This is a genomic window from Pseudophaeobacter sp. A-200-2 (assembly GCF_041008815.1).
Lineage (GTDB): Bacteria > Pseudomonadota > Alphaproteobacteria > Rhodobacterales > Rhodobacteraceae > Phycobacter > Phycobacter gallaeciensis_A.
The window spans coordinates 1-26817 of record NZ_JAXGFU010000015.1 but is presented as its reverse complement, the minus strand read 5'-3'; the positions used below and the strand labels follow the sequence as shown (position 1 = coordinate 26817).

The window sequence follows — 26817 nt, the reverse complement described above, 5'->3', positions numbered from 1 at the left end:
GACCCCTGCGATGGCTTTTAACGATTACCGATCCCTTCTGGTGAGTGACACCGAAGCCTGGCACGATGGCAGCGGCGTCATCACCTATTCCTTTATCGGCACCGAAATGCCGCGCTACTATCGCAAGCTGGATACCGATGGCGACGGCACCAAGGACGCCTGGAACATCAGCGGGGAGATCGTGCCCTTCACCAATGATGTGTCGATGACGGTGGAACAGCGGGCGATGACCTCGGCCGCGATCAGCGCCTGGAACGAGGTGGCCAACGTCAACCTGCAGCCCGGCACCATCGCCCGCGGCGGCACCGACAGCACATTCGGCACCCCGGTCACCGGCAATGGCACCCTGGTCGCGGCAGGCGGCAGCGCCCTGCCCGTCAATGACGACGGCTCCTCTCTGGTGGATATGTCCGCGGTCTTCGAGGAGGGGCTGAATTTCTTTGGCGAAGAATATGACGCCAGCCAGATCTACGTGAACACCAATGGCAATATCACCTTCGGATCGGGTCTGTCCCAATATACCCCAAGCGGGATCTCGGCCGGCTCCACCCCGATGATCGCCGCCTTCTGGGCCGATGTGGACACCCGCGCCGGGCAGCCGATCTATGTCGATGTGGATGCCGAGGCCGATGTCGTCACCATCACCTGGGAGGATGTCGGCTTCTACGATCAGCACGCCGAGCCCAGCAACTCCTTCCAGATGCAGCTTTATGACCGCGGCGAGGGCGATTTCGACATCGTCTTCCGTTATGAGGATATAAACTGGTCGGCCGGCACCGCCTCGGGCGGCGACGAGGAAACCGGTCTGGGCGGCACCCCGGCCCGGGCCGGCTATTCGGCCGGCAATAGCGCCGATTTCTTCGAACTACCGCAATCGGGCAACGAAAGCGCCATCACCAATCTGGAAAACACCACCGGCAATACCGGCGTCGAAGGGCTTTGGGTGTTTGAGGTCCGCAACGGTGCAATCGTCGGCGACATCACCTTTGCTGCCACCGAATTCGAGGATCCCGACCTGTTCGGCTATGTCGCCGATTTCCCCAATCCCGACCATTTGGGCGACCGCCCGTCCAAGGCTGGCGATCTGTGGATCAACAGCGCCAATGAAGACCAGTTCATCCCGGGCACCGGCCCGGTCTATGGCCACACCAGCTGGAACACCTACCTGCACGAACTGGGCCATGCCCTGGGCCTGCGCCACCCCAATGAAGCCCCCAATGACGACAGCACCAATGCCCAGTACACGGTGATGTCCTATGTGGAGCATCCCTCGGAATCCGGTGAAGCGCTGAGCGATCAGGCCTATTCCCTGACGCCGATGGTCTGGGACATCCAGGCCATGCAGGAGCTTTACGGCGCCAATACCACCACCCGTGCCAGCGACACGGTCTATTTCGGTGATGGCGGCGGCACCCATGGCGCAGCAGAATATCAATACGCCACCAATGCCGACAACGATCTGGGCATGCAGGTCAAAGGCGAGGATGGTACCTACCGCGATGTCTACCTGACCATCTGGGATGCCGGCGGGCAGGATCTGATCGATGCCTCAGATCTGTCGACCCGCAGCCTGATCGACCTGCGCCCCGGCGCCTATTCCACCATCGGTGAAGAGACCGACAATATCGCCGTCGCCGCCGCGGTGCGCCAGGATGGCGCGGTGATCAATTTCATCGAGGATGCCTGGGGCGGCAGCGCCAAGGACCGGATCATCGGCAACAATGCCGACAATGAGCTGCGCGGCGGCGACGCCCGCGACGTGATCCGCGGTGGCCGCGGCAGCGACGATATCGCGGGCGACGGCGGCAACGACCGGCTGTTCGGCAATGGTGGCGGCGACCTGATGCAGGGCGGGCGCGGCAAAGACAAGATGAACGGCGGCGGCGGCGGCGATGATCTGTTCGGCGACGCGGGCCGGGATACGCTGAAAGGTCGTAGTGGCAGCGATCTCCTGGACGGCGGCGACGGCAATGACCTGCTGATCGGCGGTGGCGGCGGCGATACCTTCGTCTTCAGCGGCGGCGATGACCGGGTGCGCGATTTCGACACCAGCCGCAGCGGCGAGGTGATCGATCTCTCCGGTGTTGCCGCCTTCACCGGTTTCAGCGATCTGATGACCAACCACGCCAGCGACGAAGCCGAGGGTGTCATGATCCGCGATCTGACCGGCAATTCGATGCTGCTGGAAGGCCTCACAATGAGCGAGCTTAGCGCAGACGATTTCCTGTTCTGATTGTATTGTATTTCAGGCGCATCAGGGCCCGGGGTTTTTTCCACACCCGGGCCTGTTTTCTGTTCTTCTGAGGCCGAGAATCGTTAAAATCCACCGGTACGTTTGCTGCCGGTATTCTGGGGCAGTGACCTGAGTGACCAGTAGAAGGGACCCTCCTCCATGACAACCTACAGCCTGACCGGTATTGCCGTGCTGCGCAGCAGCCTCCAGGACGAAGAAGACGTGATCCGCGGTGTTGAAACAGGAATTGACCTGTCCATTTTTGTGCCCGGCGATACCTCGACGCTGCGCTATACCAATTCCGCCAATTCCGAAGACCCGAACCAGCCGCTTGCGGATATCCGGGTGGAGGGTGCCACCGGTTACATCGAGGGCGGCCCGCTGGACGAGGACGAAGCCTCGATCCTTGAGGTACGCTGGAATGATGGCGGCACCATCCGCACCACTACGGTGCTGGTGATGACCTTCTTTGAGGCTGAGGTCGATGGCTACAGCAATGTGGACGCCGATGCGATCTTCGTGCTGGACGGCGATCCCCTGCCCAGCATCAGCACCCGCGCCCAGTGGAATGCCTTTAACGGCAACATCGTATCGGTCGGTCCGGCAACCGGCACCTTTGCCCCGAACCAAGAAATCCCGCTGACCAGCTTCTTCAGCACCTCGACCGAAGATGACCTGATCATCGGCAGCGACGGCAATGACGAGCTGATCGGCGGCCCCGGCAACGATACCATCAACCCGGGCGACAATATGGACACGGATTTCATCCAGCCCGGCGCTGGCCGGGACCGGGTGATCTTCTCGGATCTGGAGCGCGGCTATGTGCATCTGGACCACTCGGATCTTGATGAAGGCATCACCGTGGAGATCGACGGCAATGCCAATACCGGGTTGATCGACAAGGGCGGCAATGGCCGCACCCGGCTGGTGGATGTGCAAAACCCGATCCTGGCCGGCGCTGATATCGGCGGGCTTGGCGTGGTAGGCACCGATTACAGAGATGTCTTCCGCGTCACCTCGGCCGATGGCGGCTGGCTGCAGCTGCGCGGGGGCGGCGGCAATGACCGTTTCGTCATCGGCGAAAGCGACGGTGCGGTGCGGCTGGATTACATCAACGCAGACAGCGGCGTGGTCGCCAAACTGAACCGTGGCCGCGTCATCGATGACGGGATGGGCGGCGCCGACCGGATTGCGGGCGACGGGCAGATCACCGAAATCCGCACCGGCATGTATGATGACAAGGTGATCGGATCGGGCCAGAACGAAAGCTTTATCCTGATGGCCGGCGAGGACACCCTGGACGGCCGCGGCGGCTATGACCGGCTGCGCTATGACCGCTCGGGCGTCGATGCCGTCGAGGTAAACCTTGGCCGGGGTGAGGCCACCGGCACCTGGCGCGACGAAGCCTTCAGCCACAGCATCCGCGGCATCGAACACGTGCGCGGCTCCCGCGAAGGCGATGACACGCTGGTGGGCAACCGCGGCGACAACCGTTTCGATGGCCGCGGCGGCAATGACACCATCAAGGGTCAGGGCGGCAATGACATTCTCAATGGCGAGGATGGCCGCGACAAGCTGATTGGTGGCGGTGGCCGCGACACCCTGGATGGCGGCGCCGGCAACGACCTGCTGATCGGCCAGAAGGGCGGCGATACCTTCGTCTTCTCTGAAGGCCGCGACAAGGTCAAAGGCTTCCGTGGCGCCGACGAGATCGATCTCAGCAGCGCTGAGGGGATCAGCGACTTCTCCGACCTGAGCAACAACCACATGAGCGAAGCGAACGGCAATGTGGTGATCACCGACGATAACGGCGACAGCATGATCCTCGTGAACCGCGATATCAGCGATCTGAGCGCGGACGATTTCCTGTTCTGATCCGCTTCTGCCTTCCCCGGCCCAGTGGTCTGGCGCCGGGGAAGGCTCCCATTTCCAGCTCCCTTTTTCCGCCCCGCCTGCCCCCGAGATCTACGGCCCGGGCTTAACCCGACCGCAGGGCAAGGCAGCTTAAAGAGATTTACCAGATCCTTCCCGGATCTCCGGCATATTTGAAAGACAGGATCGCCCATGGCCCGCAGAAACAGCTATCAGTCCATCCTCGGTGACAGCTGGCATGACGGCAGCGGCAGGGTGCGCTATTCCTTCCTCGACGCGGACATGCCGGGCTATAACCGGGCTGTCGACACCGATGGAGACGGCATAAAGGACGCCTGGCGGGTCGGCGGCGGCCGGGTCTCTTTCGACAATGACTTTTCCATGACCGCGAGCGAGCAGGAGATGGCGCTGCAGGCAGTCGCCGCCTGGAACGAGGTCGCGGGCGTCAACCTGCAGCCCGGTGTGATCCCGGGCGAAGGGTTTGGGGACGTCAGCTTTGCCAGCACCGAGTTCCGCGACCGCTTCCTCTTCGGCTTTGTTTCGGGGTTTCCCGATGCGGAGGATCTGGGCGAGACCCCGTCGCGCGCAGGCGATGTCTGGATCAATCGCAATAACCGCGACCAGTTCCTCGCGGGCGCCGGTGACGACGGCGGGCCGGTCTATGGCCACACCAGCTGGAACACCTACCTGCACGAGCTGGGCCATGCCCTGGGCCTCCATCATCCGAACGAAAACCCCAGCAATCCAAGGACCAGCAACCAATATACGGTGATGTCCTATGCCGCCCACCCGGAGGAACGCGGCGACGGTGCGCTTAAACAGGCCTTTCCGCTGACGCCGATGCTCTGGGACATCGAGGCCATGCAAGAGCTTTACGGCGCCAATACCACCACCCGCACCAGCGATACGGTCTATTTCGGCGATGGCGGCGGCAATCGCGGCGCGCTGGAATATCAATACGCAACCAATGCCGACAACACGCGCGGCATGCAGGTCAAGGGCGAGGATGGCCGCTACCGCGATGTGATCCTGACCATCTGGGATGCCGGCGGGCAGGATCTGATCGATGCTTCGGGCCTTACCACCGACAGCCGCATCAACCTGCGCCCCGGGACCTATTCCTCAATCGGCGAGATCAACGACAATATCGCCATGGCCGCTGCGGTGCGCCAGGAGGGCGCGGTGATCAATTTCATCGAAGACGCCTGGGGCGGCTCTGGCAACGACCGCCTGCGCGGCAATGGCGCGGATAACAGCCTGCTGGGCCAGGGCGGACGTGACCGGCTTTTGGGCGGCAGCGGCAACGATCAGCTCGACGGCGGCACCGGGCGCGACGTTCTGGTCGGCGGCAAGGGCGCTGATGTCTTTGTTTTCTCCGGCGGCAGCGACCGGATCCGGGATTTCACCCCCGGCGAGGACAGGATCGATCTGACCCATGCCACCGGCATCACGGATTTCCAGGACCTCCGCGACAATCACATGCGCAGCCGCAAAGATCATGTGGTGATCGAGGATGAAGACGGAGATCTTCTGATCCTGCGGCACAGCGCGCTTGATGATCTTGGCGCCGAGGACTTTCTGTTCTGATCTGGTCAGAACAGGAAATCATCTGCATCGATCTGGCCCGGGCGCAAATCCTCCAGCAGCAGATGCCCCGCTCCGGTGTCGATCCATGTACCCGCCGGGCGGCGGTTGATCTCCAGATCGTCAAAGCCGAAACCGCGTCCCGGCAGATCTGACAGGTCAATCAGATCCTCCCCCGGGGTGAAATCCCGGATCCGGTCCCCCCCGTGGTTGCGGGCAAAGACAAAGACATCCGCCCCGGCACCGCCTTCCAGCCGGTCACGGCCCTTGCCGCCGTCGAGCTGATCATCGCCCGCCCCGCCCATCAGGACATCCTTGCCGCCGCCGCCGGACAGGCGATCCCCGCCGTCCCCGCCAAAAAGCCGGTCACGTCCGCCCTGACCGAACAGCCTGTCACTCCCGTCATCACCCCAGAGCCCGTCGCTGCCACCGCCGCCCTTCAGCGCATCCGCGCCATCGCCACCGTGTAGCTGATCATTGCCGCCACCCGCTTTCAGCAGATCATTCTCCTGCCCTCCGAACAGGCGATCATTGCCTTTCTGCCCCTTCAGAACATCGGCGCCGAGACCGCCATAAAGCATATCGTTGCCCGCCCCGCCCATCAGCCGGTCGTTGCCCCGCTCTCCCTCCAGGTGGTCGGTGCCGCCATGGCCCTTCAGCACATCGGCGCCATCGCCACCCATCAGCCAGTCATCGCCACTGCGCCCCAGCAGCAGATCATCACCGCCCAGACCCTGCACCGTATCCTCGCCGCTGCCGCCGCCCAGCTGGTCATTGCCGCCACCGCCGTATTGAATGCCATCCGCCAGCGTCACCCCCAGGGCCACCCGGTCGGGGTGGCTGAAATGCCCGCCCGGCCACAGATCGGCAAGGTCCAGCGCGCCGCCATCGGCGCTTTGCACCACCACCACCGTGTCGCCGAATTTCAGGCGGATCCCGTCGCGCAGCTCTGTCACCTGCAGCTGCGCCATGCTGCGCAGCCCCGTCAGCAGGGACAGATCCAGCACATCCTCACCCGGGGTGAAGTCCTCGATCTGCACCCAGCCGGATACCACCTCCGGCAGGAAGACATCGGCGCCATCGCCACCCCGCAGCGTGCTGCCCGTAACCTGCGCCCGCAGCACATCATCGCCCGCACCTCCTGCGACCGTGGTCTGCCCTGTTCTGGCGGTGATCACCTGCCCCAGATCCGACAGATCGAGGGTAAAACGGCTGATACCGCCCGCCGCCCCCGAGGCCGCAAAGACCTGCAGCGTGTCGCCCGTCACCAGGGTTTCCAGCGCCGTCACATTCTCCAGCCCCAAGCCGCTGTCGTGGGCCAGGCTGGTCAGATGCAGCAACTGCCCCGAAGGCAGCATCCGCAGCAGGCTGATCCCGTCATCGCTGCCCGCTGCCAGCACCAGCACGGTGCCATCCGCCAATGTCACCACCTCCAGCGCCGACAGCCCGCCAAACCGGGTGGTGGCGGTGTCGTTCAGCTGATCGGAGAGCGACAGCGCGCCGTTGCGCGCCACCGACATCAGGCTGAGCGAGCCGCTGCCGCCCGCCCCCAGCAAGGCCCAGGTCCGGCCATGCGCCTCAAAGCTTGCGACTGCGCTGATACCGCCCACCGGCAGGCCATCCTCGACGCCGAAACTGCCCGCTGCCGTCAGCGCGCCGGAGCCCGGATCGACCCGGTAGCTGCGCAGCCCCTGAAAGGTGCCGCCTTCGGCCAGAAACAACAGCGGTGCCCCGGCCGGACCGCCGAGGGCCAGCGCCACCGTCTCCGGCTGCAGATAGGCAGTATCGCCCCCCTCCGTGGCAACCGCGCCCTGCATCCGGCCCCCTGCGTCCAGCCGCCAGCCTGACAGGCGTCCGCCGGAGCCAGTGATGCCGTAGATCACCGCATCGCCGCCTCCCAGCGTCAGCGCCGCCAGCGCCCCGAGCCCACCCGCTGCGGCGCCGGGCAGATCCTGCTGCTGCTGATCGCCAAGGCTGCTAGCGTCCTGACCATCGGCCCCGAGGCGGTGAAACAACAGATCACTTTGCCCCGTGTCCTGCAGCAGCAGCCGGGTCTCATCACCGATCTGCGCCAGCAGCACCTCTCCGGTTTCGGCCGTTACCCGCCCGTGCAAGCGGCTGTCCTCTGCCCCGACGGGGCGCGCGGCGCCGGAACCCTCCAGCCGGAACAGGGTCGTGCCGCCGCCCCAGCCATTCACCGCATAAAGCACCGATCCACTCTCCGTCTCCTGCACCGCAAGATCGCGAAGATCCTGATCGAACAGAGGGTTTCCCGTCTCGAAATGCTGCGCAAACACAATATCCATCAGTCTGCATCTCCGACCTGACCGCACTCATCACGGTGGCGAAGATCGGCACCCCCCGTGTCCGCACTGGGACCGGGAATGGGGCGAAAAGGGGAATATTGTTTACATATTGAAGACAATCATCCGGGTTGGGCAGGACTAGCCCGTGTTGCCGGGTCCGCGCCCGCCCGGTTAGCGTCGCCTTGGCGCCTCCCGGGGCAGGCTGTGTTCCGCCCTTTTCGCCTCCGGAGCCGCCCAGCACATGCCAGAACAGACCTCCCCGATCCTGTCCCTGCCCTATCTGATGCCGTCACAGGCGCAGAAACACGTGACCCATAACGAGGCGCTGCAGATGCTGGATGCGCTGGTGCAGCTGCGCGTCGCCGCCTTTGACGCCGAAACCCCGCCTGCCGACCCCGCGCCGGGCGATACCTGGGCGCTTGGGGCCACGCCAACCGGCGCCTGGGCCGGGCAAGCAGGCCGTCTGGCCATCTGGCAGGGTGAAGGCTGGCTGTTCCTGGCGCCGCAGCCCGGCTGGCGCGCCTGGGGTCTGGCCGAGGAAGAGCTGCGCCACTGGGATGGCAGCGCCTGGCGCCAGCCGCCGCATCTGGGCCTCAACACCAGCGCCGATGCCAGCAACCGTCTGGCAGTTGCCGCCCCGGCCACGCTGCTGACCCACGACGGCGCCGGGCACCAGCTGAAGATCAACAAGGCCGCCGCCCCCGACACCGGTGCGCTGCTGTTCCAGTCAGGCTGGAGCGGACGGGCCGAGATGGGCCTTCTGGGCGATGACGATTTCTCGATCAAGGTCTCAAGCGACGGCAGCAGCTGGACCGAGGCGCTGCGCATCACCGGCGACGGCGATGTTCTGGCCGATGGCGCCCTTATCGGCGGCGGCGCCGATTACGCGGAATATTTCGAATGGGCCGATGGCAATCCTTCGGGCGCGGACCGGCGCGGCATCGCGGTGGCACTGGATGGCGGCAAGATCCGCCCGGCCGCGGCAGGCGAGGATCCCATCGGCGTGGTCTCTGTCACACCTTCCGTGCTGGGCGGCGGCGATGGGGGCGGCTGGCGCGGCAAATACCTGCGCGACGATCTGGGCAGCCCCCTGTGGGAGGAAGACGCGGATGGCCAGCAGAGCCGCCGTCTGAACCCCGCCTATGATCCCGCCCGCGCTTATGTACCGCGCGCGGAGCGGGCCGAATGGGCCATGGTGGGTCTGATTGGCAAGCTGCGCCTGCGCCGGGGCCAGCCCACGGATGCGCGCTGGATCAGGCTGCGGCAGGTGTCAGACAGCGTCGAGGAATGGCTGCTGCGCTGAGCGTGCCCTCCCCCTTGGCACCTTACCGCGTGGCTCCTACCCTTTTGCACCCTGGCCGCGGGCATAGACATCCTCGTAGCGGATGATGTCATCTTCGCCGAGGTAGCTGCCGGTCTGCACTTCGATCAGCACCATCGGCACCTTGCCCGGGTTCTCCATCCGGTGAACCGAGCCAAGCGGGATATAGACCGACTGGTTTTCGGTCACGAGGCGCACCTCATCATCGACGGTGACCTTGGCGGTGCCTTCGACCACGATCCAATGTTCCGATCTGTGGTGGTGGCTTTGCAATGACAGCGCCGCGCCGGGATGCACATGGATGCGCTTCACCTGGAACCGCTCGCCCACCGCCAGGCTTTCGAACCAACCCCAGGGGCGGTGATCCATCGGGAATTCGGTGGCCTGTTTGGCGGATTTCTCCTTCAGCGCCGCCACCGCCAGCTTCACGTCCTGCGCGCGGGAGGCATCGGCCACCAGCACCGCATCGGGCATCGCCACGGTGATCACGTCCCGAAGGCCGATCCCCACCACCTCAAGCCCTTCGTCCTCGGAGCGAATGAGGCTGTTGTCGCAATCGATCGCGGTGGCCGCCCCCGCGGTGACAACCCCCCGGTCATCCGGGGCGCTTTCGCGCCAGACCGCGTCCCAGCCGCCCAGGTCCGACCAGCCGGCCGCAAAGGGCACCACGGTCAGATTGTCAGCCTTTTCCATCACCGCATAGTCAATCGAGATATCCGGGCAGCCGTCCCAGGCGCCGGGATCAAGCCGGAAGAATCCGAGGTCCGGCGCCCCTTGTGCAATCGATGCCGTGACCGGCGCCAGCAGATCCGGCGCATGGGCGCGGAAGGCGGCAAGAATGGTTTTCACCGAGAAGAGGAAGATACCGGCATTCCACAGGAACTGCCCCGAGGCGAGCATCTCTTCGGCGCGGGCGGCATCGGGTTTTTCCACGAAGCGTTTCAGGCCGATGGCCCGGGGGGTGAAATCACCCGGCCCCCCATCCAGTTCCAGATAACCATAGCCGGTTTCCGCATGGGTCGGCTTGATGCCGAAGGTGACGATCTGACCGGCCTCGGCGGCTGCCTGCCCGGCCGCAACCGCGGTGCGGAAAGCGGGCGCATCGGGCACCACGTGATCCGAAGGCGCCACCAGCATCAGCCCCTCCGGGTCGCTCTGTTCCAGGTAAAGCGCCGCCGCCAGCACCGCGGGCGCGGTATTGCGCCCCGCCGGTTCGATCAGCACGGCGCCGGGGTCGATGCCGATACCTGCCAGTTGCTCGGTAACAATGAAGCGGAAATCGGCGTTGGTCAGCACCATCGGCGCCGCATACCCCGCCCCCGACAGCCGCTTGGCCGAGGCTTGAAACAGGGTTTCCTCACCCACCAATGGCACGAATTGCTTGGGGTAGCTTTTGCGGGACAGGGGCCAGAGCCGGGTGCCGGAGCCACCGCACAACAAGATGGGAGTGATCGTTGAAGATGCGCTCATCGCCTGTTCCTTTATGCTGTCCTGCCTGCCGGGCGCCTGCCGCCGCGGATCAGAGCGCCGCCAGGGCCGCTACCGCCTCGGGGAGGGGGTAGTGATGATTGCCGACAAACAGCCCGTTTGCATCAATGTAATCGGCATTCGTCAGCGCACCGTGAATGTCATAGTCGAAATATTTCATCACTTCGTTCTTGGCGAAATTACCGGCCACGATGGGGCGGCATTCGAACCCGGCAGCAGCCAGCTGTTTCACCAGATCGGCGCGCATCAGCCCCGCCTCTTCGCGGATCACCAGCGAGAAACCGAACCAGCTCGATTTGCCGATCTCGCGCTGGATCATGAACTTGGGATGATCGGCGAGTTTTTCCTGCACCAGCGCCCCATTGGCGCGGCGCCCTTCGATCAGGCCCGGCAGTTTCTTCAGCTGCTCCTGCCCCAGCGCGCCGGACATCTCCAGCGGGCGCAGATTGTAGCCCGGCAGCACGAAGCGGAAGCTTTCCTCGAAAGGATCATCCGACTTCTCACCGGTGACATGGTTGAATTTCGGCAGGTTGCGGGTCCAGCCATGGGCGCGCAAGCTCAGCATGACGTGGTAGAGTTCCTCGTCATCGGTGACCACCATGCCGCCTTCCATGGTGGAGATATGGTGCGAGAAGAACGACGAATAGCTGCCCATGACGCCGAAGGTGCCGGCTTCCTTGCCGCCATAGGTGGCGCCCATGGATTCGCAATTGTCCTCGATCATGACGATCTTGCGGTCCCCGATCAGCGCCTGGATGGCGTCGAAATCATTGGGGTTGCCTAAGAGATTCACCACCATGATGGCGCGGGTCTTGTCCGTAATGGCCGCCTCCAGCGCCGCCAGATCGTAATTCAGCGTCTCGCGGTCGATATCGACGAATTTCATCCTGAGGCCATATTGGCCCAGGGGGTAATAGGTGGTGGACCAGCTGACCGCCGGGACGATGATCTCATCGCCGCGTTCCAGCTTCAGATCCGGGTTCTTGGTGAAACAGAGCGCCGCGGTCATCAACAGGTTCGCCGAAGAACCGGAGTTGACCATGACGGCAAACTTGCTGCCGAACTGGGCGGCGAACTGCTCTTCATAGGCGCGTACCTCGGGGCCCATCGAGAACATGTCCGAGGCGATCACGCGCTGCAGCGCATCCTGTTCCGCCTGATCCCAGGAGGAGGTGGCAAGAGGGTATGTGAAGGTCATGCGTGTCCGCTTTCCAGATAATAGCGATAGGTCTGCGCGATCCCATCGCGCAAGGAGGTCGGCGCCTGCCAGCCCCAGGCGGTCTGGCGCTCGGTCGAGCAGAGCTTCTGCTTCATGCCCACGGGTTTGCTCAGATCATGGGTGAATGCCCCCTGCCAGCCGATCACATCGGCCACGGTGGCGTAATAATCGTTGATCGAATGATCGTGGCCAAGGCCGATGTTCATCGCACCGGGGAGCGTCTCAAGGTCCTCTGCCGCCTTCCAGATGGCATCGGCCAGATCGGCGGCGAACATGAATTCGCGCCGCGCGGTGCCATCGCCCCAGATCTCGACTTCGGTCTCCCCCGTCTTCATGGCCTGATGCACCTTGTGGATGATGGCTGGCAGCAGATGCGAATGTTTCGGGTCGAACTTGTCGTAAGCGCCATAAAGGTTGCAGGGGATCAGCGTCTTGTAGAGCGCGCCGGGGTCCTCCTGACGGATGTAATCGCACAGGCGCATGGCCATGATCTTGGCCAGGGCATAGCCTTCGTTGGTGGGCTCCAGCGCGCCGGTGAGGATGCTCTCCTCGCGCAGCGGATTTTCCCCTTCGCGCGGATACATGCAGGTGGAGGCAAGATTGATCAGCCGGGTCACACCCGCGGCCCGCGCCCCCATGATGACATTGCGCCCCATGGCGAGGTTTTCATCGAGAAAGGCCACCGGATTGGCCATATTGGCCTGGATGCCGCCGACCCGGCCCGCCGCATGGATCACCAGATCGGGTTTATGCGCCTCCAGATAGGCCTCCACGGCACCCGCATCCGTCAGGTCCAGATCGCGGCTGCGCGGCGCCAGGATCTCCCAACCGGCCGCTGCCGCGTGATCCAGAACATTGCGCCCCACCATGCCGCCGCCGCCGGTGAGGAACAGACGTGGTTTTGCACTCATACCCTCAGTCCTCGCGCGCCACCGGCGTGTCATAGCCGTGCTCCATCAGCACGCGGGAGCGCTGCGCCACCTTCAGATCCTCAGCCACCATCTCGGCGCACATCTCCTGCACGGTAATCTCCGGCGTCCAGCCCAGTTTCGCCTTGGCCTTGGCCGGGTCGCCCAGCAGGGTCTCCACCTCGGCCGGGCGGAAATAACGCGGATCAATGCGCAGGATGACATCGCCCACCTTCAGCGCCGGGGCCTTGTCGCCTTCGATGGCTGCCACGGTGGCAACCTCATCGGTGCCCTCCCCGGTGAACTCCAGGGTGATGCCCAGCTCGGCGGCGCTCCAGGTGATGAACTGGCGCACCGAATATTGCACGCCGGTGGCAATGACGAAATCTTCCGGCGCGTCCTGCTGCAGCATCATCCACTGCATGCGCACGTAGTCCTTGGCATGGCCCCAGTCGCGCAGCGCATCGATATTGCCCATGTAAAGGCAATCCTCGAGACCTTGCGCGATATTGGCCAGGCCGCGGGTGATCTTGCGGGTGACGAAGGTCTCGCCCCGGCGCGGGCTCTCGTGATTGAACAAGATACCGTTGCAAGCGTACATGTCATAGGCCTCGCGGTAGTTCACCGTGATCCAATAGGCGTACATCTTGGCCACCGCGTAAGGAGAACGCGGGTGGAAGGGCGTGGTCTCGGTCTGCGGCACCTCCTGCACCAGACCATAGAGTTCCGAGGTCGAGGCCTGATAAAATCGGGTCTTCTTTTCCAGCCCCAGGAAGCGGATCGCCTCTAAGAGGCGCAGAGTGCCCATGGCATCCACATCGGCGGTATATTCCGGCGCCTCGAAGGAGACCGCCACATGGCTCTGCGCGCCAAGGTTATAGACCTCGTCAGGCTGCACCTCGGACAGGATCCGCGTCAGGTTGGAACTGTCGGTGAGATCGCCGTAATGCAGCTTGAAACGGGCATTGTCGGTATGGGGATCCTCGAAGATATGATCCACCCGCTGCGTGTTGAAGGAGGAGGCACGGCGTTTGATCCCATGCACCTCATAGCCCTTCTCCAGCAAAAACTCCGCCAGATAGGAGCCATCCTGCCCCGTCACCCCGGTGATCAGCGCCTTTTTCATGCTTTTCCTCGTCTTCGCACCTTATCGTCTTAATAGAGGAGGTACGGCCCATACTGTAGCACTGCAAGCGCAATTCTTCATAAGAGCTTATATGGCACAATCGTTCATGCGGGCTCAGGTCAGGCCCACTACACACCGCTTACTGAACCGCACCGGGTTTGCCGGATGCTCCAACTCTTGAGTAGGATGGAGCATCATGAGCAAGACGACGAACAAGTATTCCCCCGAAGTTCGCGAGCGTGCCGTTCGCATGGTTTTGGACAATCTTGGGCAACATGAGAGCCGCTAGTCGGCGGTCCTGTCGATTTCCTCGAAGATCGGTTGCGCACTGCAGACGCTGAACGAATGGGGCAAGAAGGCCGAAGTCGATCGCGGCGATCGCGCGGGTGTCGCGACTGAAGTGGCCCCAGGAAACTGGACAGCGAGCTAAGGTGTATTCCGAACCTTTGAAGTGACCTGCCCCCCACTGGCCCCTCGTTCATAACGAGAGTCTGCAGGTTTGTGCTCTGAGCCCCAACCTTGGACCGCCAGAAGCTGGATTTTTCCGGCTCTGTCACGATGACGGGCTGGTGACGCCATCGGGATAATGCATGGCAATCGGGACGTTGTATCCGATTGCGCTGTGGAGTCTATCCTCATTGTAGTGCCGACGCCAATCCTCCAGCTTTTCGCGGGCATCTGCAAGGCTCATGAACCAGTGTGCGTTCAGGCATTCCGCCCGGTGACGCATATTGGGCGGGCTTGGAAGAGCAATAAGCAGCATGAAACCTAAACCCGATACACCTTAGCAAAGCTGCAAAACTATCCGAAAAGGTGGGACCACTTCACTTATACGCGGCTCTGGAAAGATCAGACATGGCCGCATAACTTAGATCAATCCGCCTCCGGAAAACCCGGTGCAGTTCATATAGCCTGTCAAAGCCCCCGTGATACATATGCATCAAACTGCCTTTTAGAGGTCCACAGTCGGCTTTTTACTTTTTGAGCACATCTGGGAATTTACGAATGCCCGTAGTGCAATCCGGTCGTTTTCACTGAGAGGATCGCTGCGAACCCAGCCTGACGGGGATGTCGTACTGCGGATCTCGCACAAGCCCTTGATGCCTGTCGAAAATATCTTCCGCAGCTCTGCCCGCTCTTTCTCAATTTGCTGCGTGATCGCCTCTGCGGTTTCAAGGTCGATATGCAACGTGGAGCTGCGGAGGATATCGAGATCTGCAGAACCCGTGACATTCGTTTGTAGCAACATTGGACGCAGGCGAGCAAAACCCTCCAGATCCGTGAGCGTCTGCACATATTCCAGCTCAGCAAGCTTGCGAATACTAACACGCTGGTTGCTCCGTTGCGTAGTCTCTGGGGCGGGCAGCTCCAGAAGGCGGCAGAAATCGGCAAGCATATCCGGCTCCGCAAGATCCTGTGGGCTAATTGAACGCAACAGAAGTTCTTCGGAGGTGAAATGCTCCGTCAGAAGGCGGGCAAACTGCAAATTGGAATAGAGTGGGAAGCCCCAGCTATCTTCAAAACAGGCAAGAAATTTCTCGATCGAAGGCGCACCATCAGCATAGAAGCGGCGGCGGGAGATTTGAAACAGCCCGGCCCGGACATATTGCGCATAAGAGGATTCCACAAAATCATATGGGTTGCGGAAATAAGCCACAACCCGGACCTGCCAATCAGGGAACTGAGCGCGCAAGGTTGCGTGAAGTCGGAGCAGGTTGCTGCTGGAAAAGGCGTTGGTCCAATGTTCGCATGACAGCACGATGCGGCTGCACTGCCGGTTGAGCGCTTCAGAGATAATCTCGTCTAGGGCCTGCGGCAAAGATTCCGGTGCCAATTTGGCCAGCGGCAGGTGGTTGCGGTAGCCGTCCGGAGCACGCCAGCTTTGTGGATAACAGACCCCCTGCGTTTGGTGCAGTTCTGCAGATTTCGACATATGCTGCTGAAGAGTCGTCGATCCGCATTTAGGCAGGCCAACATGTAGCCAGACTTGCTGTTCAGGCCGTTTTTCTAGGATTACGGGACTAACCATCGAGCGTACCGAAAGATCACCAACTGAAGGTTCAAGAGGGGTGTCTTGATCCTTGGTCATCATAGCCTGGATGTCCGTCGGTACTTCAGCCTGAATGAAATCTCGGGTCTGGCGCGCAAATTCGGGCTGCAGGTCAGTTCGGATAGAGCCGTTAATCCAATGTAGAAGGCCAGTTGCAAAACGATAATAGGGAATGGCAAAAGGACGGTGCTTTTCCGAAGACCGGATTTTGGCAGATACACGAGACAGTGCCGTGAAAACTTGGAGGCGCTCGGGGCCGTTGCGATTGGTCAGTCGGTTTTGATCGGAGGCAACGTAGTGAACCACTCCGACCCGGTCGCTTGCCAATATGGTTCTTGCATTGAGAAAACTGCGCCAATGCAACTCGATATCATTGTGAACCATGATTTCGGTGCACTGGATATCATGCTCACGTAAAAAATCAGTACGATAGATTTTGTTCCACGGGTAATTGGCAGTCTGGCACAAGTTGAGCGCCGCAGTGGAGGAGACCACTGACAAAGATCCCACATCCGCGGCAGCCGCGTGCCATAGGTGCTGATCTGAAGGCATTTGCCCCCATTTGCCCTCTGTGCTGCGGCGGCTATCGTGATGCTGAAAGATGCAGAAATCAAATGTTTTGCCTACTAGGTCTCGCAGCAGGTCCGGCAACTCTCGTAGCGGCAGATCGTCCGCGTCTAGAAACATCACATGATCCGTTGCCACATGTTGAAGCGCAAGATTGCGAGCCGCGCCCGCACCGCCCGGGATTTCCTGACGTAACAGTGTGATCTGTTCCGGGGGCAGGCCTACTGCGGTCGGCAACGGATCAAAAGCAACCGCAGGTTCTGAACCATCGTCGCAGATGATTACATGGCTAGCGAAATTCAATTGCCGCATATGCCTGAGCAAGCGGTGCAGGTGAATTTCATCATTATGTACAGGGATTATGACGGTTAAAGTCATACGATGAAGAGACGCAGATCGTGTAGGTGCAAGCGGAAACTGTGCAGGGGCAGAAACAGGATCAGTTCACGCCAGGGGGCTTGGGGCGGCAGGTCCAGCTGCTGGCCGATCGGCAAGGCGTCAAGATGGCTGGAGGCCTCCGGATGTGCCAAAATACGCTTTGTGAAAAAACAATCGTCAAAGCCTCCTTCGCTGCGACCCGAGCGGATGCATACGCGGACCACCTCAATCGTCGGCGCGGCACTGCGACAGGCGATGCCTATAATGCCAGCATGAGACAGATCGATGCCGCCAAGCTCCATATGCAGTCCGAACCAGTTCCCCTCGCCGCTGGTGGAAACATCCAATTCTAGTAATCTCCCGGCAGGAGAAGACCAGTGGCCTTGCAGCTTGAGTTCAGGATCCGGATGCAGGGCAATGCCTGGTTGGATTTCAGTCTGTTCGGAAAGATTGCCGCTGGTTTGTCCGTCCCGCCATATTGCAAGAGAATAGTTCAGATTTTCCGCTGGTCCAGCAGCAATATTATCAATCATGAGAGGCACCCCAAAATATTGATTCATTGGGTGCTTGTAGTGCCGTGTCCGCTTTGGTTTGTCCATTGGGAAAAGAGAACGTAAAGAAGGTGAGCTAATATATCGGCACCGTCAAATGAGAGAACAATGCAACATGATAAAGGCCTGACGCAGGGCTATATGGCAGCTGGGCGGATACTAGCAATGCGGCAGCCTGAATATGAGCCTAGGGGATTGCTGCGTCGAGCGCTTGCGGAGGCCAATGGTGAGAGCGACAAACTTGCGCTGGCAGCAGCGGCGCTGGATCTCGCGGAACCCGAGTGCGCTGCGGTAGCGCTTGCGCAGTTGCCGGATGGTCCGGCCCAATCGAGGTTGCAGCAGCGCGCAGAGCATATGTTTGCTCTGAGTCGGCTGCCACAGCCCGCGCGCCCCAAGGACTGGGCGCCAGTGCCTGGGCGTGTCGCTTATGTTCTGTATAGTAGCCTGCCCTGGATCTCGACAGGCTATGCCTTGCGTTCGCAGCACCTGGCCTCGGCACTGCACAATGACGGCGCGGATCTACAGTGCTTGACCCGCCCCGGTTTCCCCTGGGATGAGGACCCGGCGGTGCTGTTGACCGATTTGGTCCACGCCGGATCCTTTGAGGAGGAGGTTTCAAGCTTATCCTACCTGCGCACCCCCGAACCGCAATTCGGGAATTGGCAGAATTACCCGACCTATGTCCGCGAAAGCGCTGATATGCTCACACTGCGATTTCTGGATCTGCGCCCCGAAGTGGTAATGGCGGCCTCGAACCATGCCTGCGCCTTGCCCGCACAAATCGCAGCCCGGCGTCTTGACCTGCCCATGGCTTATGAAATGCGCGGCTTTTGGGAGTTGAGCCGCACAGCCCGGGAACCGGAGTTTCTCGGCACGCCGCAGTACCGCTATGAACGCTGGCTGGAAACCCAGGTTGCGCTGCAGGCCGACCACGTCTTTACCCTGTCGCAGCCAATGCGCCAGACACTGATGTCCCGCGGGCTGGCCGCAGAGGGGGTTACCTTTTTGCCCAATGGCTGCGACCCGGCCCATTTTGCCCCGACAGGCCATGGCAAAAGGCTGGCAGCGGACCTGAATTTACCGGAAGGCGTGCCGGTCATCGGCTATGCAGGCAGCTTCCCAGCCTATGAGGGCTTGGAGGATCTGATCACTGTGGCTGCCAGGTTGAAGACCGCAGGCCATCGCTTCCGGCTCGTGCTAGTCGGCGATGAAAAGGGCACCGGAGTGCGTGGGACCCCAGTGAGCCAGACCCTGCGCCGCCAAGCGGTTGAACTGGGGCTGGGGGACTGGTGCGTCATGCCAGGACGGGTGCCTCCAGAGCAGGTCGCGCACTGGCTGGAAGTGTTCGATATCTGCGTGTTTCCCCGCCGTCCGCTTCCGGTCACCGAAACGGTTGCGCCGCTGAAACCGGTAGAGGCGATGGCCGCCGGCAAAGCCATTGTCCTGTCGTCGGTCGGGGGCATGCAAGGTCTGCTGAAAGATGGCGAAAGCGGACTGGTCTTTGCCAAGGGGGATCGCGAGGATCTACAGCGCCAACTGACAGTACTGCTCACGAATGCGGAGTTGCGCGCGCAGTTGGGGCACAAAGCCCGTCAGCGCGCACAACTCCAGTATTCCTGGAGCCGTATTGCAGACATCATGAACGACAGGCTGAACCGTTTGGTGCAACCATGTTGAATAGTTAGATATGAAAATTGATGCAGGCTCAGGATCTCCGAAGAGCGAGAGACAACTTACGCAACGGTGCCGTCACTTTCCAAGACATGCTATGCTCCAGTGCATTGACACGTTCCGCGAAACGATCACGCTCCTGCTGCACCGCCTTGAGCTGATCCTCCAAATCTGTGATTTTTTGAGATCTTGCTGCGATTTCCTGGCCAAGAATCGCAATATCCGCATAGCGCTCCTCTAAGACCTTTTCCTGCGCCGAAAGTTGCTTGCGCAGATCAGACAGTTCAGTTTGATCAGAAAGTTCCATCACCAGTCCTACATTCTCAGTCATCAAGGAAATACGTCTTCTTTATGAGTTAGCACCATTAAAGGAACAAGGACGGAAAGCCCATTCAACCCAACACGCACAATAACCGCAACCCGCTCCCTTAGCCCCGACCTGCCGCCGGACCACGCAACCTCACAACCCGACCACGTCGATCACTTTCAGGCCCTCAGGCAATTTATCCCTGAGCGTTTCAAAGGCAGAGTGTTTGACCAGAACGCAAGCCACATCGGCCACAGCCAATGCCTCGTCCAACTCCGAAAGCACAATGGTACTTCCTTCCAACTTGGTGGGGAGCCCATCGATATGCGGCTCCACCGCCAAGACCTGAAACCCCAGCTTGCTGAGCTCCAAAGTGATCCCCAACGCCGGGCTTTCGCGCAGGTCATCGATATTCGGTTTGAAGGCCAGACCCAAGCAGGCCACCTTAACGTCAGACATCGATCGCGACGGATCAGCGGATAGCACTTCCATCACCGCCTCGCGCACCTTTTGCAGCACCCATTTAGGTTTGGTGTCATTCCCATCACGGGCAGCGCGGATCAGCTTGGCCTCTTCTGGCGCCGAAGCGACGATGAACCAGGGGTCCACTGCAATGCAGTGACCGCCAACGCCAGCGCCAGGCTGCAGGATATTGACCCGGGGATGACGATTGGCCAGACAGATCAGCTCCCAGACATCGATGCCAAACTTATCACAAATCACCGACAACTCGTTGGCAAAGGCAATCTGTACATCGCGAGAGCTGTTCTCGGTCAGCTTGCACATTTCGGCGGTCTTGGCATCGGTCACGATGCAGTCCCCCTGCACGACCTTTTTGTAAAGCGCGGTGGCCATCTCGCTCGCCCGGGCAGTCATGCCCCCGATGATACGATCATTTTCCACCAGTTCGCGTACCACATGCCCCGGCAAAACCCGCTCGGGGCAATGAGCCACCTGTACATCGGCCCCCTCACCCGCGGTTTGCGGGAAGCTGAGATCCGGGCGCGCCTGTGCCAGCCACACTGCCATCTGCTCGGTCGCACCGATGGGGGATGTGCTTTCCAGAACCACCAGATCACCCGCCTTTAGAACAGGGGCGATCATCGTCGCGGCCGATTGGATATAGCTTAAATCTGGCTCGTAGCAGTCTTTGAAAGGGGTTGGCACCGCAATCATGAATGCCTCGGCCGGTTCAGGTTGAAGCGTGGCGCGCAGCTTGCCGTCGCTCACCGCCTTGTGCACGATCCCGTCCAATTCAGGCTCAACAATGTGGATCTTGCCAGCATTGATCGTCTCAACCACTTTGGAAGAAACATCCACTCCGATTACCTCAATCCCACGGGCGGCAAACAGAGCGGCAGTCGGCAGGCCGATATAGCCGAGACCAATCATTGAAATACGGTCGAACATTTTTCTCTCTATCTGTCAGATTAGAAGGGTAGGTCAGACGCTCAGAAAAGTTGCAGCGATACGTTCCGAGGCCTTGCCATCCCCGTAAGGGTTCAAGGCCCGCGCCATGCTCTCATAGGCTTCTGTATCACTCAGCAATTTCAGAGCCTCATTGCGGATCTTGTCGGCATCGGTTCCCACAAGCCGCACGGTACCCGCTTCTACAGCTTCGGGGCGTTCGGTCGTCTCGCGCATGACCAGAACCGGCTTGCCAAGGCTTGGAGCCTCTTCCTGCACACCGCCAGAGTCGGTGATCAAGAAATAGGAACGCTGCATCAACCACACGAATGGCAGATAATCCTGCGGCTCGATCAAATGTACATTCGCCGCACCCCCAAGGATCCGCCTGACCGGCTCTTGGACATTCGGATTGAGATGCACGGGATAGACCACCTGCACATCGCCCTCTTCGCTGATCGCCCGCAATGCATGGCAGATGTTCTCAAAACCCTGACCAAAGCTTTCACGTCGATGACCGGTCACTAGGATCATGCGCTGACCACCCTCGATGAAAGGGAAACGCGCCTGCATCTGCGCATTCAGCGCCGGATCAATCTCGAACTGCGCAACTACCTGTTGCAGCGCATCGATCACCGTATTGCCGGTAACAACGATACGGTCATCGGAGACATTTTCCGCAAGAAGGTTCTGCCGGGCCGTCTCGGTCGGAGCAAAATGCAGATCGGCGATCCGCCCCACCAACATGCGGTTCATTTCCTCCGGCCAAGGCGCATAGATATTCCCCGTGCGCAGACCGGCTTCAACATGCCCAACTGGCACCTGAGCATAAAATGCAGCCATGGCAGCTGCCATTGTCGTTGTGGTATCCCCATGCACCAGAAGCCGATCATAGCGATGATCTTTCAACACGTCCCGCAGGGCCTGGATGATCCACGAGGTGATATCGGTCAGATCTTGGCCGGGCTTCATCACATTCAGATCAAACCGCGGCGTGATATCGAAAAGCTGTAAAACCTGATCCAGCATCTCACGATGTTGAGCGGTCACGCAGACATCGACCTCAAGACCCTGCGTGGCTTGCAGCTGCTTTACCACCGGCGCCATCTTGATGGCCTCAGGGCGGGTACCAAACACCATGAGAACTTTCAAGACGTACCCTCGCTTCGATGCACTGCATGCACTTCGCGTTCTAGCAACTCTGCTTTCAATTACAACCGGCAAACCGTGCAGGCAAATGAGTTAAAAAACAGGCAAGTCGATTGCACGTAAACTGCACAGCCGGTAGTAGCATTGGGAAGCATAGGACATCGCCTGTTTCCCAATGCGGTAATGACTGGAGAACCCGAGAATGACACGCAAATACTTTGGAACAGACGGGATCCGCGGACGGGCCAATACAGGTGTGATGACGGCCCCCTTCATGGTCGATCTTGCAGCCGCCGTCGGGCAGTACTTCAACGCCACCTCGAAAACCCGGCGCGTGGTCATCGGCAAGGACACTCGACGCTCCTGCTATATGCTGGAAAACGCACTCACCGCCGGTTTCACGGCCGCTGGCATGGACGTTTTTGCCCTGGGGCCCCTGCCCACTCCGGCCGTGGGCCTGCTGACCCGCTCAATGCGCGCAGATCTGGGAGTGATGATTTCGGCCAGCCATAACCCGCATCATGACAACGGCATCAAATTCTTCGGCCCTGACGGGTTCAAGCTGTCGGACCAGGCAGAGCGGGAGATTGAGGCCATCCTAGAGGCCAAAAGCGTGATCACGGACAGCGATCATATCGGCCAGGTCACCCGTCTGAACGATTCCGCTGCACGCTACGTGGAATATGCCAAAACCACCATCCCAAGCCAGGTACGCTTTGACGGTCTGAAGATCGTGGTCGACTGCGCCAATGGCGCCGCATACAAGGCCGCACCGGAGGTGCTTTGGGAGCTTGGCGCCGAAGTCATTCCAATCGGGATCACGCCAAGCGGCTACAATATCAACAAGGGTTGCGGCTCCACCGCCCCTGAACTGGCCGCCAAAACCGTGCTGGAAACCGGTGCGGATCTGGCAATCTGCCTGGACGGGGACGCCGATCGCATCATCATGCTGGATGAAACCGGCACGGTGGTGGACGGAGACCAGATCATGGCGTTGCTTGCCACCTCCTGGGCCCGCAAAGGCATGCTTAAACACAACACGCTTGTGGCCACGGTAATGTCGAACCTTGGCCTTGAAACCTATCTGGCAGAGCAAGGCATCACGCTGCGCCGCACCGCAGTGGGAGACCGCTATGTGGTGGAAGAAATGCGTCAAGGCGGCTTTAACATGGGCGGCGAGCAGTCGGGGCATATCGTGATCACCGATAACACCACAACTGGCGACGGGTTGCTGGCAGGCTTGCAAGTGCTGGCGCTTCTGAAAGAAACCGGCGAGAAAGCCAGTCACCTCACCCGCCAGTTCACCCCTGTGCCACAGCTTTTGCAGAACGTGCGCTACACGCCCGGACAGGACCCGTTGGAGCAGACCGCCGTACAGGAGGCAATCCGCCACGGCAAAGCGGATCTGAATGGCAGCGGCCGCCTGCTGATCCGCAAATCCGGCACCGAACCCCTGATCAGGGTCATGGGAGAAAGTCTGGACGAAGCCCTGCTGCAAAAAGTCGTCGCCAATGTCGCACAGGCCGTTACATCTTCCTCATGATAGAGGGTGAATGATTTCATCCACCCTGACGGCCACCGAACAGCAATATGAGCCACTCAATGAAAGACATTGATCTTCCGCTACCGGATTTCGTGGATGGCCTGCTGTCATCTGGCTGGCATCTGCACGGCACCTCAAGGCATTTATCTTCGTATGTGCTATTGCGCGCGGCGATCTCACATAGCTCATCCGTTTCTCAACTTGAAAGCTGCCTCACCTTGGCAGGTAAAATGGATGAGGAGGCTGCGGTCGATCTATGCGTTCAGAGGTTTGAGGCGCTTTTTTCTTCCGCCATCGGAAATTCGCCCACAACCGAACATCAGGACTTCAAGAAATACGCCCGGAAAATACGCTCGGATATAAAGACAAAATACGTTGATATGGCGACGCCATATCAAGACCTGATTACCTTCAGAGGTTTTGGAAATACACGGCGGCTCCTTTATGCAGATATCGATCTGAACACGGTCGATGGATCGGCGATATGGATGGCCTCGATGGCGAGGATCTTGTCCCGAACGCAGAAAGTCATCATCGTTTCCAAGCAACCAATCCGTCGTGATGCAGTCGTTGGGGATCTGCTGAAACACCCGAACGTGCTGTTTATCACACCGGGCAATACGGCCTTGAAAACGGACATCCTGTCGGTAACCGACTGCGCAGCACTGATCCGGGGTCTTGATCATCTTCTCCCAGAGCTATCGGCAATCTTTGTACGCGGCCTGACCGCAACACAAACCCTGATGGCGGACCGCCAACTGTATAAGCGGGTTTATGCCTATCTGACTGACATTTACGAACACACTCCCGCAGGCATCCAGCCCAAACCAGAGGCCGCGAATGCGGTGGATGTCATTGCCCGCCAGTCCGCTGCATTGCTGGTGCAGACCCCTCAGATCGAAGCTCTATTGCGAGAGTTTACCGATGTGCCCTTCCGGTCTATTCCGCTGCCGCCCCCTGTGCCGGACAACTTCTTCAAAGCCACCCGCGCCGTCACCGAAGATCGGACGATCCGCATTGGTTACGCCGGCAAAATCGCACCGCAATGGGGCATTCGGCAACTTGCCAGCTGGGTGGAAACGCTCCGCTCCGAAGGTCTTGATATCGAAGTCACTCTGGTCGGCGATAAGGTGTCCGGAGCCGGAACTGCAGAGCAAAACAAAAAGTTCAGACATGAGACAGCGGTTCTCCTGGAACGTATCCAGGCGCGGCAATTGGGAGCCATGGAGCGCCAGGACGTTCTCAAAGAAATGCGGCGTATGGATTTCGTATGGTGCTGGCGCCCGGCCGACTTCGAAAACCACACTCTGGAATTGTCCAGCAAGCTGGTGGAGAATGTGATTGCAGGCCTGCCCTGTATTGCCTTCCCCAGCCCTGTGAACACTGGCGTCCTCGAAGAAGACTACCCGTTCTATGCCAAGGACCTGGATGACTTCCGGGCTATTCTGTCCCGTACAGCGCCTGCAATCGATCCGGAACTGCGCCAAACCCTATATGACCGCCATGCGATTTCCGGACAAAGCGCTCACTTCGATCACGTCCTGGAGCACCCAGCCCCATCCCCGCGCAGGAACATCATCCTGGCGGCACATGATCCAAAGTTCTGCCACGCCTATTTTTCCGGCCTGAAAACACAGGGGCACCGGGTCAGCTACGATGACTGGGAATGGGGTGAGCCCAAAAATGAGCAACGCTCCCGCCGACTGCTTGAAACCGCGGATACAGTTTTTTGTGAATGGGGCTTGGCGAATGCGGCTTGGCATTCCCAGAACATCCGCCCGGGCCAAAACCTGATCGTGCGGGTGCATGCGCAAGAAGTCCGAGACCGGGCCCGCAAGTTCGGCCCCCAAATCCGGTACGAAAACGTAAACCATTTCGTTTTCGTAACAGAATGGGTGCGGCAAAAGGCAATCAAACTGTTCGGATGGCCTGAAGAAAAAACGGTTGTTATCCCCAATTTCTTACTCGATCAGGAATACCTATTTAGGCCCAAAGCGCCTTCTAGCGCGATCCATCTCGGCATGGTTGGCATGATCCCGATGAGCAAGCGTCTTGATAGAGCCCTAGATCTTATACTGGACCTTCATGCCAAAGGGCATGAGGCCCATCTACATCTAAAAGGTCCGCAGCCGCATGAACTGCCGTTTATGCTTCATCCGAGCCGTGCTTCGGAAATGGAGCGCTTCGCACATGAGTTCGGCAGGATAGAGCAAGATCCTGTCCTGCAGGGCAAAGTACATTTCTATGGGTGGGGCAATGATGTTGCGGTCTTCTACCAGAAGATAGATCACATCCTGTCCCCCAGCGACACTGAGAGCTTTCATTACGCATTGGCCGACGGTGTCCTCACGGGCTGCCACCCCGTGATTTGGGAGAGAGACGATGCTGGACAGCTCTTTTCTCCCAGCTGGGTCATTCAAGACACCGCTGCCGCAGCTCACGAAATCATACGCTTCCGCGCGCAGGACACCACCGCACGACAACGGGAACTCGAGGCAAACCGGGCACTTCTGGTGGACCGCTATGGCAGCGATAGGATCTTCTCAAAACTTGATGCCCTTCTTCTGAACCGAGATGGCCAATAAGTTCAGGACGTCTATCGCCAACCTCATTGGTGTCCGCCCGCTAGGGCATCGGGACTTGCGCAGACGGCCGCTCAGTCAGAGCTAGCGCAAAAGGCATGGTCGTCTTGGCACATATCCGAGAACAGTTCCGCCTGTCCCTGGGCAGCTATGGCCGCCCGCACATGACCGAAGAATCGAAGGATCTGAGGCTGCTCTGCCCCCTAAAAATTGGATCGTTTGAATCTGGAGTTTTCTGCTAGGATCAGGACTTCGGTAACGGGGGCGTCTCAGTCAAGCGATTTTGCACAGTCAAATTGATCCGCCAAGGCGGTTCGCGTGGATCGTAAGCGCGGGCTTGTCGCCCATCGGTTGGCGGCTTGACTGTAAGACCGCATGTCTTTTCCAGCGGCGCGCGCATGACGGTTCAGCCTGTATCCTGATCGCATAGCGGCTGACCTGCCCCCCGCAAAATCCCTCACCATGAAGTAGAGTCTGCCCAACCTATGTAGGAGCAGACAAATGCGTAAGAGCCGTTTCACCGAGGCGCAAATCATCGGGATGATCAAAGAGCAG

17 protein-coding genes and 2 pseudogenes are annotated in these 26817 nt (G+C 60.1%); 8 read left to right on the top strand and 11 right to left on the bottom strand.

The window, feature by feature from the left end; translation table 11 throughout:
- Nucleotides 1-10: 10 nt before the first annotated feature.
- From SM766_RS19050 to SM766_RS19040, 3 genes are all read left to right on the top strand, one after another.
- A complete protein-coding gene (locus tag SM766_RS19050; protein WP_368948787.1) occupies nt 11-2233 on the top strand; it encodes a nidogen-like domain-containing protein in 2223 nt (740 codons plus the stop codon).
- Nucleotides 2234-2392: 159 nt separating this feature from the next.
- Nucleotides 2393-4108, top strand: coding sequence for a calcium-binding protein (locus tag SM766_RS19045; protein WP_368948786.1), 1716 nt, complete (start codon nt 2393-2395; stop codon nt 4106-4108).
- Between the two features lie 189 nt (nt 4109-4297).
- Nucleotides 4298-5692 (top strand): M10 family metallopeptidase C-terminal domain-containing protein, encoded by a 1395-nt coding sequence (locus tag SM766_RS19040; RefSeq protein WP_368948785.1) that lies wholly within the window; start codon nt 4298-4300, stop codon nt 5690-5692.
- A gap of 5 nt (nt 5693-5697) precedes the next feature.
- Here the strand turns inward: SM766_RS19040 and SM766_RS19035 are convergent, their stop codons facing one another.
- A complete protein-coding gene (locus tag SM766_RS19035) occupies nt 5698-7995 on the bottom strand; it encodes a calcium-binding protein (RefSeq protein WP_368948784.1) in 2298 nt (765 codons plus the stop codon).
- Between the two features lie 241 nt (nt 7996-8236).
- Here SM766_RS19035 and SM766_RS19030 point away from each other — a divergent pair, with 241 nt between their 5' ends.
- Complete coding sequence (locus SM766_RS19030) at nt 8237-9298, top strand: peptidase G2 autoproteolytic cleavage domain-containing protein (protein ID WP_368948783.1); 1062 nt, start codon at nt 8237-8239, stop codon at nt 9296-9298.
- Between the two features lie 36 nt (nt 9299-9334).
- Here SM766_RS19030 and SM766_RS19025 read toward each other — a convergent pair whose 3' ends face one another.
- The 4 genes from SM766_RS19025 to gmd are packed head-to-tail and all read right to left on the bottom strand — an operon-like array spanning nt 9335 to nt 14057.
- Nucleotides 9335-10786, bottom strand: coding sequence for a mannose-1-phosphate guanylyltransferase/mannose-6-phosphate isomerase (locus SM766_RS19025; protein WP_368948782.1), 1452 nt, complete (start codon nt 10784-10786; stop codon nt 9335-9337).
- Nucleotides 10787-10835: 49 nt separating this feature from the next.
- Nucleotides 10836-12002 carry a DegT/DnrJ/EryC1/StrS family aminotransferase gene (locus SM766_RS19020; protein WP_274838578.1) on the bottom strand — a complete coding sequence of 389 codons (1167 nt, stop codon included), beginning with the start codon at nt 12000-12002 and terminating at the stop codon, nt 10836-10838.
- Nucleotides 11999-12934: a GDP-L-fucose synthase family protein gene (locus SM766_RS19015; protein WP_368948781.1), complete on the bottom strand. Its 936-nt coding sequence runs from the start codon at nt 12932-12934 to the stop codon at nt 11999-12001. The genes SM766_RS19020 and SM766_RS19015 overlap by 4 nt, the downstream gene beginning before the upstream one ends.
- Nucleotides 12935-12938: 4 nt before the next feature.
- Nucleotides 12939-14057 (bottom strand): GDP-mannose 4,6-dehydratase, encoded by a 1119-nt coding sequence (gene gmd, locus SM766_RS19010; RefSeq protein ID WP_368948780.1) that lies wholly within the window; start codon nt 14055-14057, stop codon nt 12939-12941.
- 196 nt (nt 14058-14253) lie between these two features.
- Here gmd and SM766_RS19005 point away from each other — a divergent pair.
- A pseudogene (locus SM766_RS19005) lies at nt 14254-14463 on the top strand (transposase); the annotation flags it as partial.
- Nucleotides 14464-14610: 147 nt separating this feature from the next.
- Here the strand turns inward: SM766_RS19005 and SM766_RS19000 are convergent.
- From SM766_RS19000 to SM766_RS18990, 3 genes and pseudogenes are all read right to left on the bottom strand, one after another.
- A pseudogene (locus SM766_RS19000) lies at nt 14611-14790 on the bottom strand (integrase core domain-containing protein); the annotation flags it as partial.
- A 219-nt stretch (nt 14791-15009) separates the two neighbouring features.
- Complete coding sequence (locus tag SM766_RS18995) at nt 15010-17052, bottom strand: glycosyltransferase family 2 protein (RefSeq protein WP_368948779.1); 2043 nt, start codon at nt 17050-17052, stop codon at nt 15010-15012.
- On the bottom strand, nt 17049-17585 hold the full coding sequence (locus SM766_RS18990; RefSeq protein WP_368948778.1) for a hypothetical protein: 537 nt from the start codon (nt 17583-17585) through the stop codon (nt 17049-17051). The genes SM766_RS18995 and SM766_RS18990 overlap by 4 nt, the downstream gene beginning before the upstream one ends.
- Nucleotides 17586-17711: 126 nt before the next feature.
- On the opposite strand from SM766_RS18990, the gene SM766_RS18985 reads away from it, so the two are divergent.
- The gene (locus SM766_RS18985) at nt 17712-19280 is read left to right on the top strand and encodes a glycosyltransferase family 4 protein (RefSeq protein WP_368948777.1); all 1569 of its coding nucleotides are present in this window, start codon (nt 17712-17714) and stop codon (nt 19278-19280) included.
- A gap of 28 nt (nt 19281-19308) precedes the next feature.
- On the opposite strand, the gene SM766_RS18980 is transcribed toward SM766_RS18985, so the two are convergent.
- The 3 genes from SM766_RS18980 to wecB all read right to left on the bottom strand — a co-directional run bounded on the left by SM766_RS18980 (nt 19309) and on the right by wecB (nt 22140).
- Nucleotides 19309-19605, bottom strand: coding sequence for a hypothetical protein (locus tag SM766_RS18980; protein ID WP_368948775.1), 297 nt, complete (start codon nt 19603-19605; stop codon nt 19309-19311).
- A gap of 129 nt (nt 19606-19734) precedes the next feature.
- The gene (gene wecC, locus SM766_RS18975; RefSeq protein WP_368948774.1) at nt 19735-20991 is read right to left on the bottom strand and encodes a UDP-N-acetyl-D-mannosamine dehydrogenase; all 1257 of its coding nucleotides are present in this window, start codon (nt 20989-20991) and stop codon (nt 19735-19737) included.
- A gap of 33 nt (nt 20992-21024) precedes the next feature.
- Nucleotides 21025-22140 carry a non-hydrolyzing UDP-N-acetylglucosamine 2-epimerase gene (gene wecB, locus SM766_RS18970; RefSeq protein WP_368948773.1) on the bottom strand — a complete coding sequence of 372 codons (1116 nt, stop codon included), beginning with the start codon at nt 22138-22140 and terminating at the stop codon, nt 21025-21027.
- Between the two features lie 199 nt (nt 22141-22339).
- Here wecB and glmM point away from each other — a divergent pair, with 199 nt between their 5' ends.
- Together glmM and SM766_RS18960 are read left to right on the top strand one after the other, a co-directional pair.
- The gene (gene glmM, locus SM766_RS18965) at nt 22340-23680 is read left to right on the top strand and encodes a phosphoglucosamine mutase (RefSeq protein ID WP_368948772.1); all 1341 of its coding nucleotides are present in this window, start codon (nt 22340-22342) and stop codon (nt 23678-23680) included.
- Nucleotides 23681-23739: 59 nt separating this feature from the next.
- The gene (locus tag SM766_RS18960) at nt 23740-26265 is read left to right on the top strand and encodes a glycosyltransferase (RefSeq protein WP_368948771.1); all 2526 of its coding nucleotides are present in this window, start codon (nt 23740-23742) and stop codon (nt 26263-26265) included.
- Nucleotides 26266-26817 lie beyond the last annotated feature (552 nt).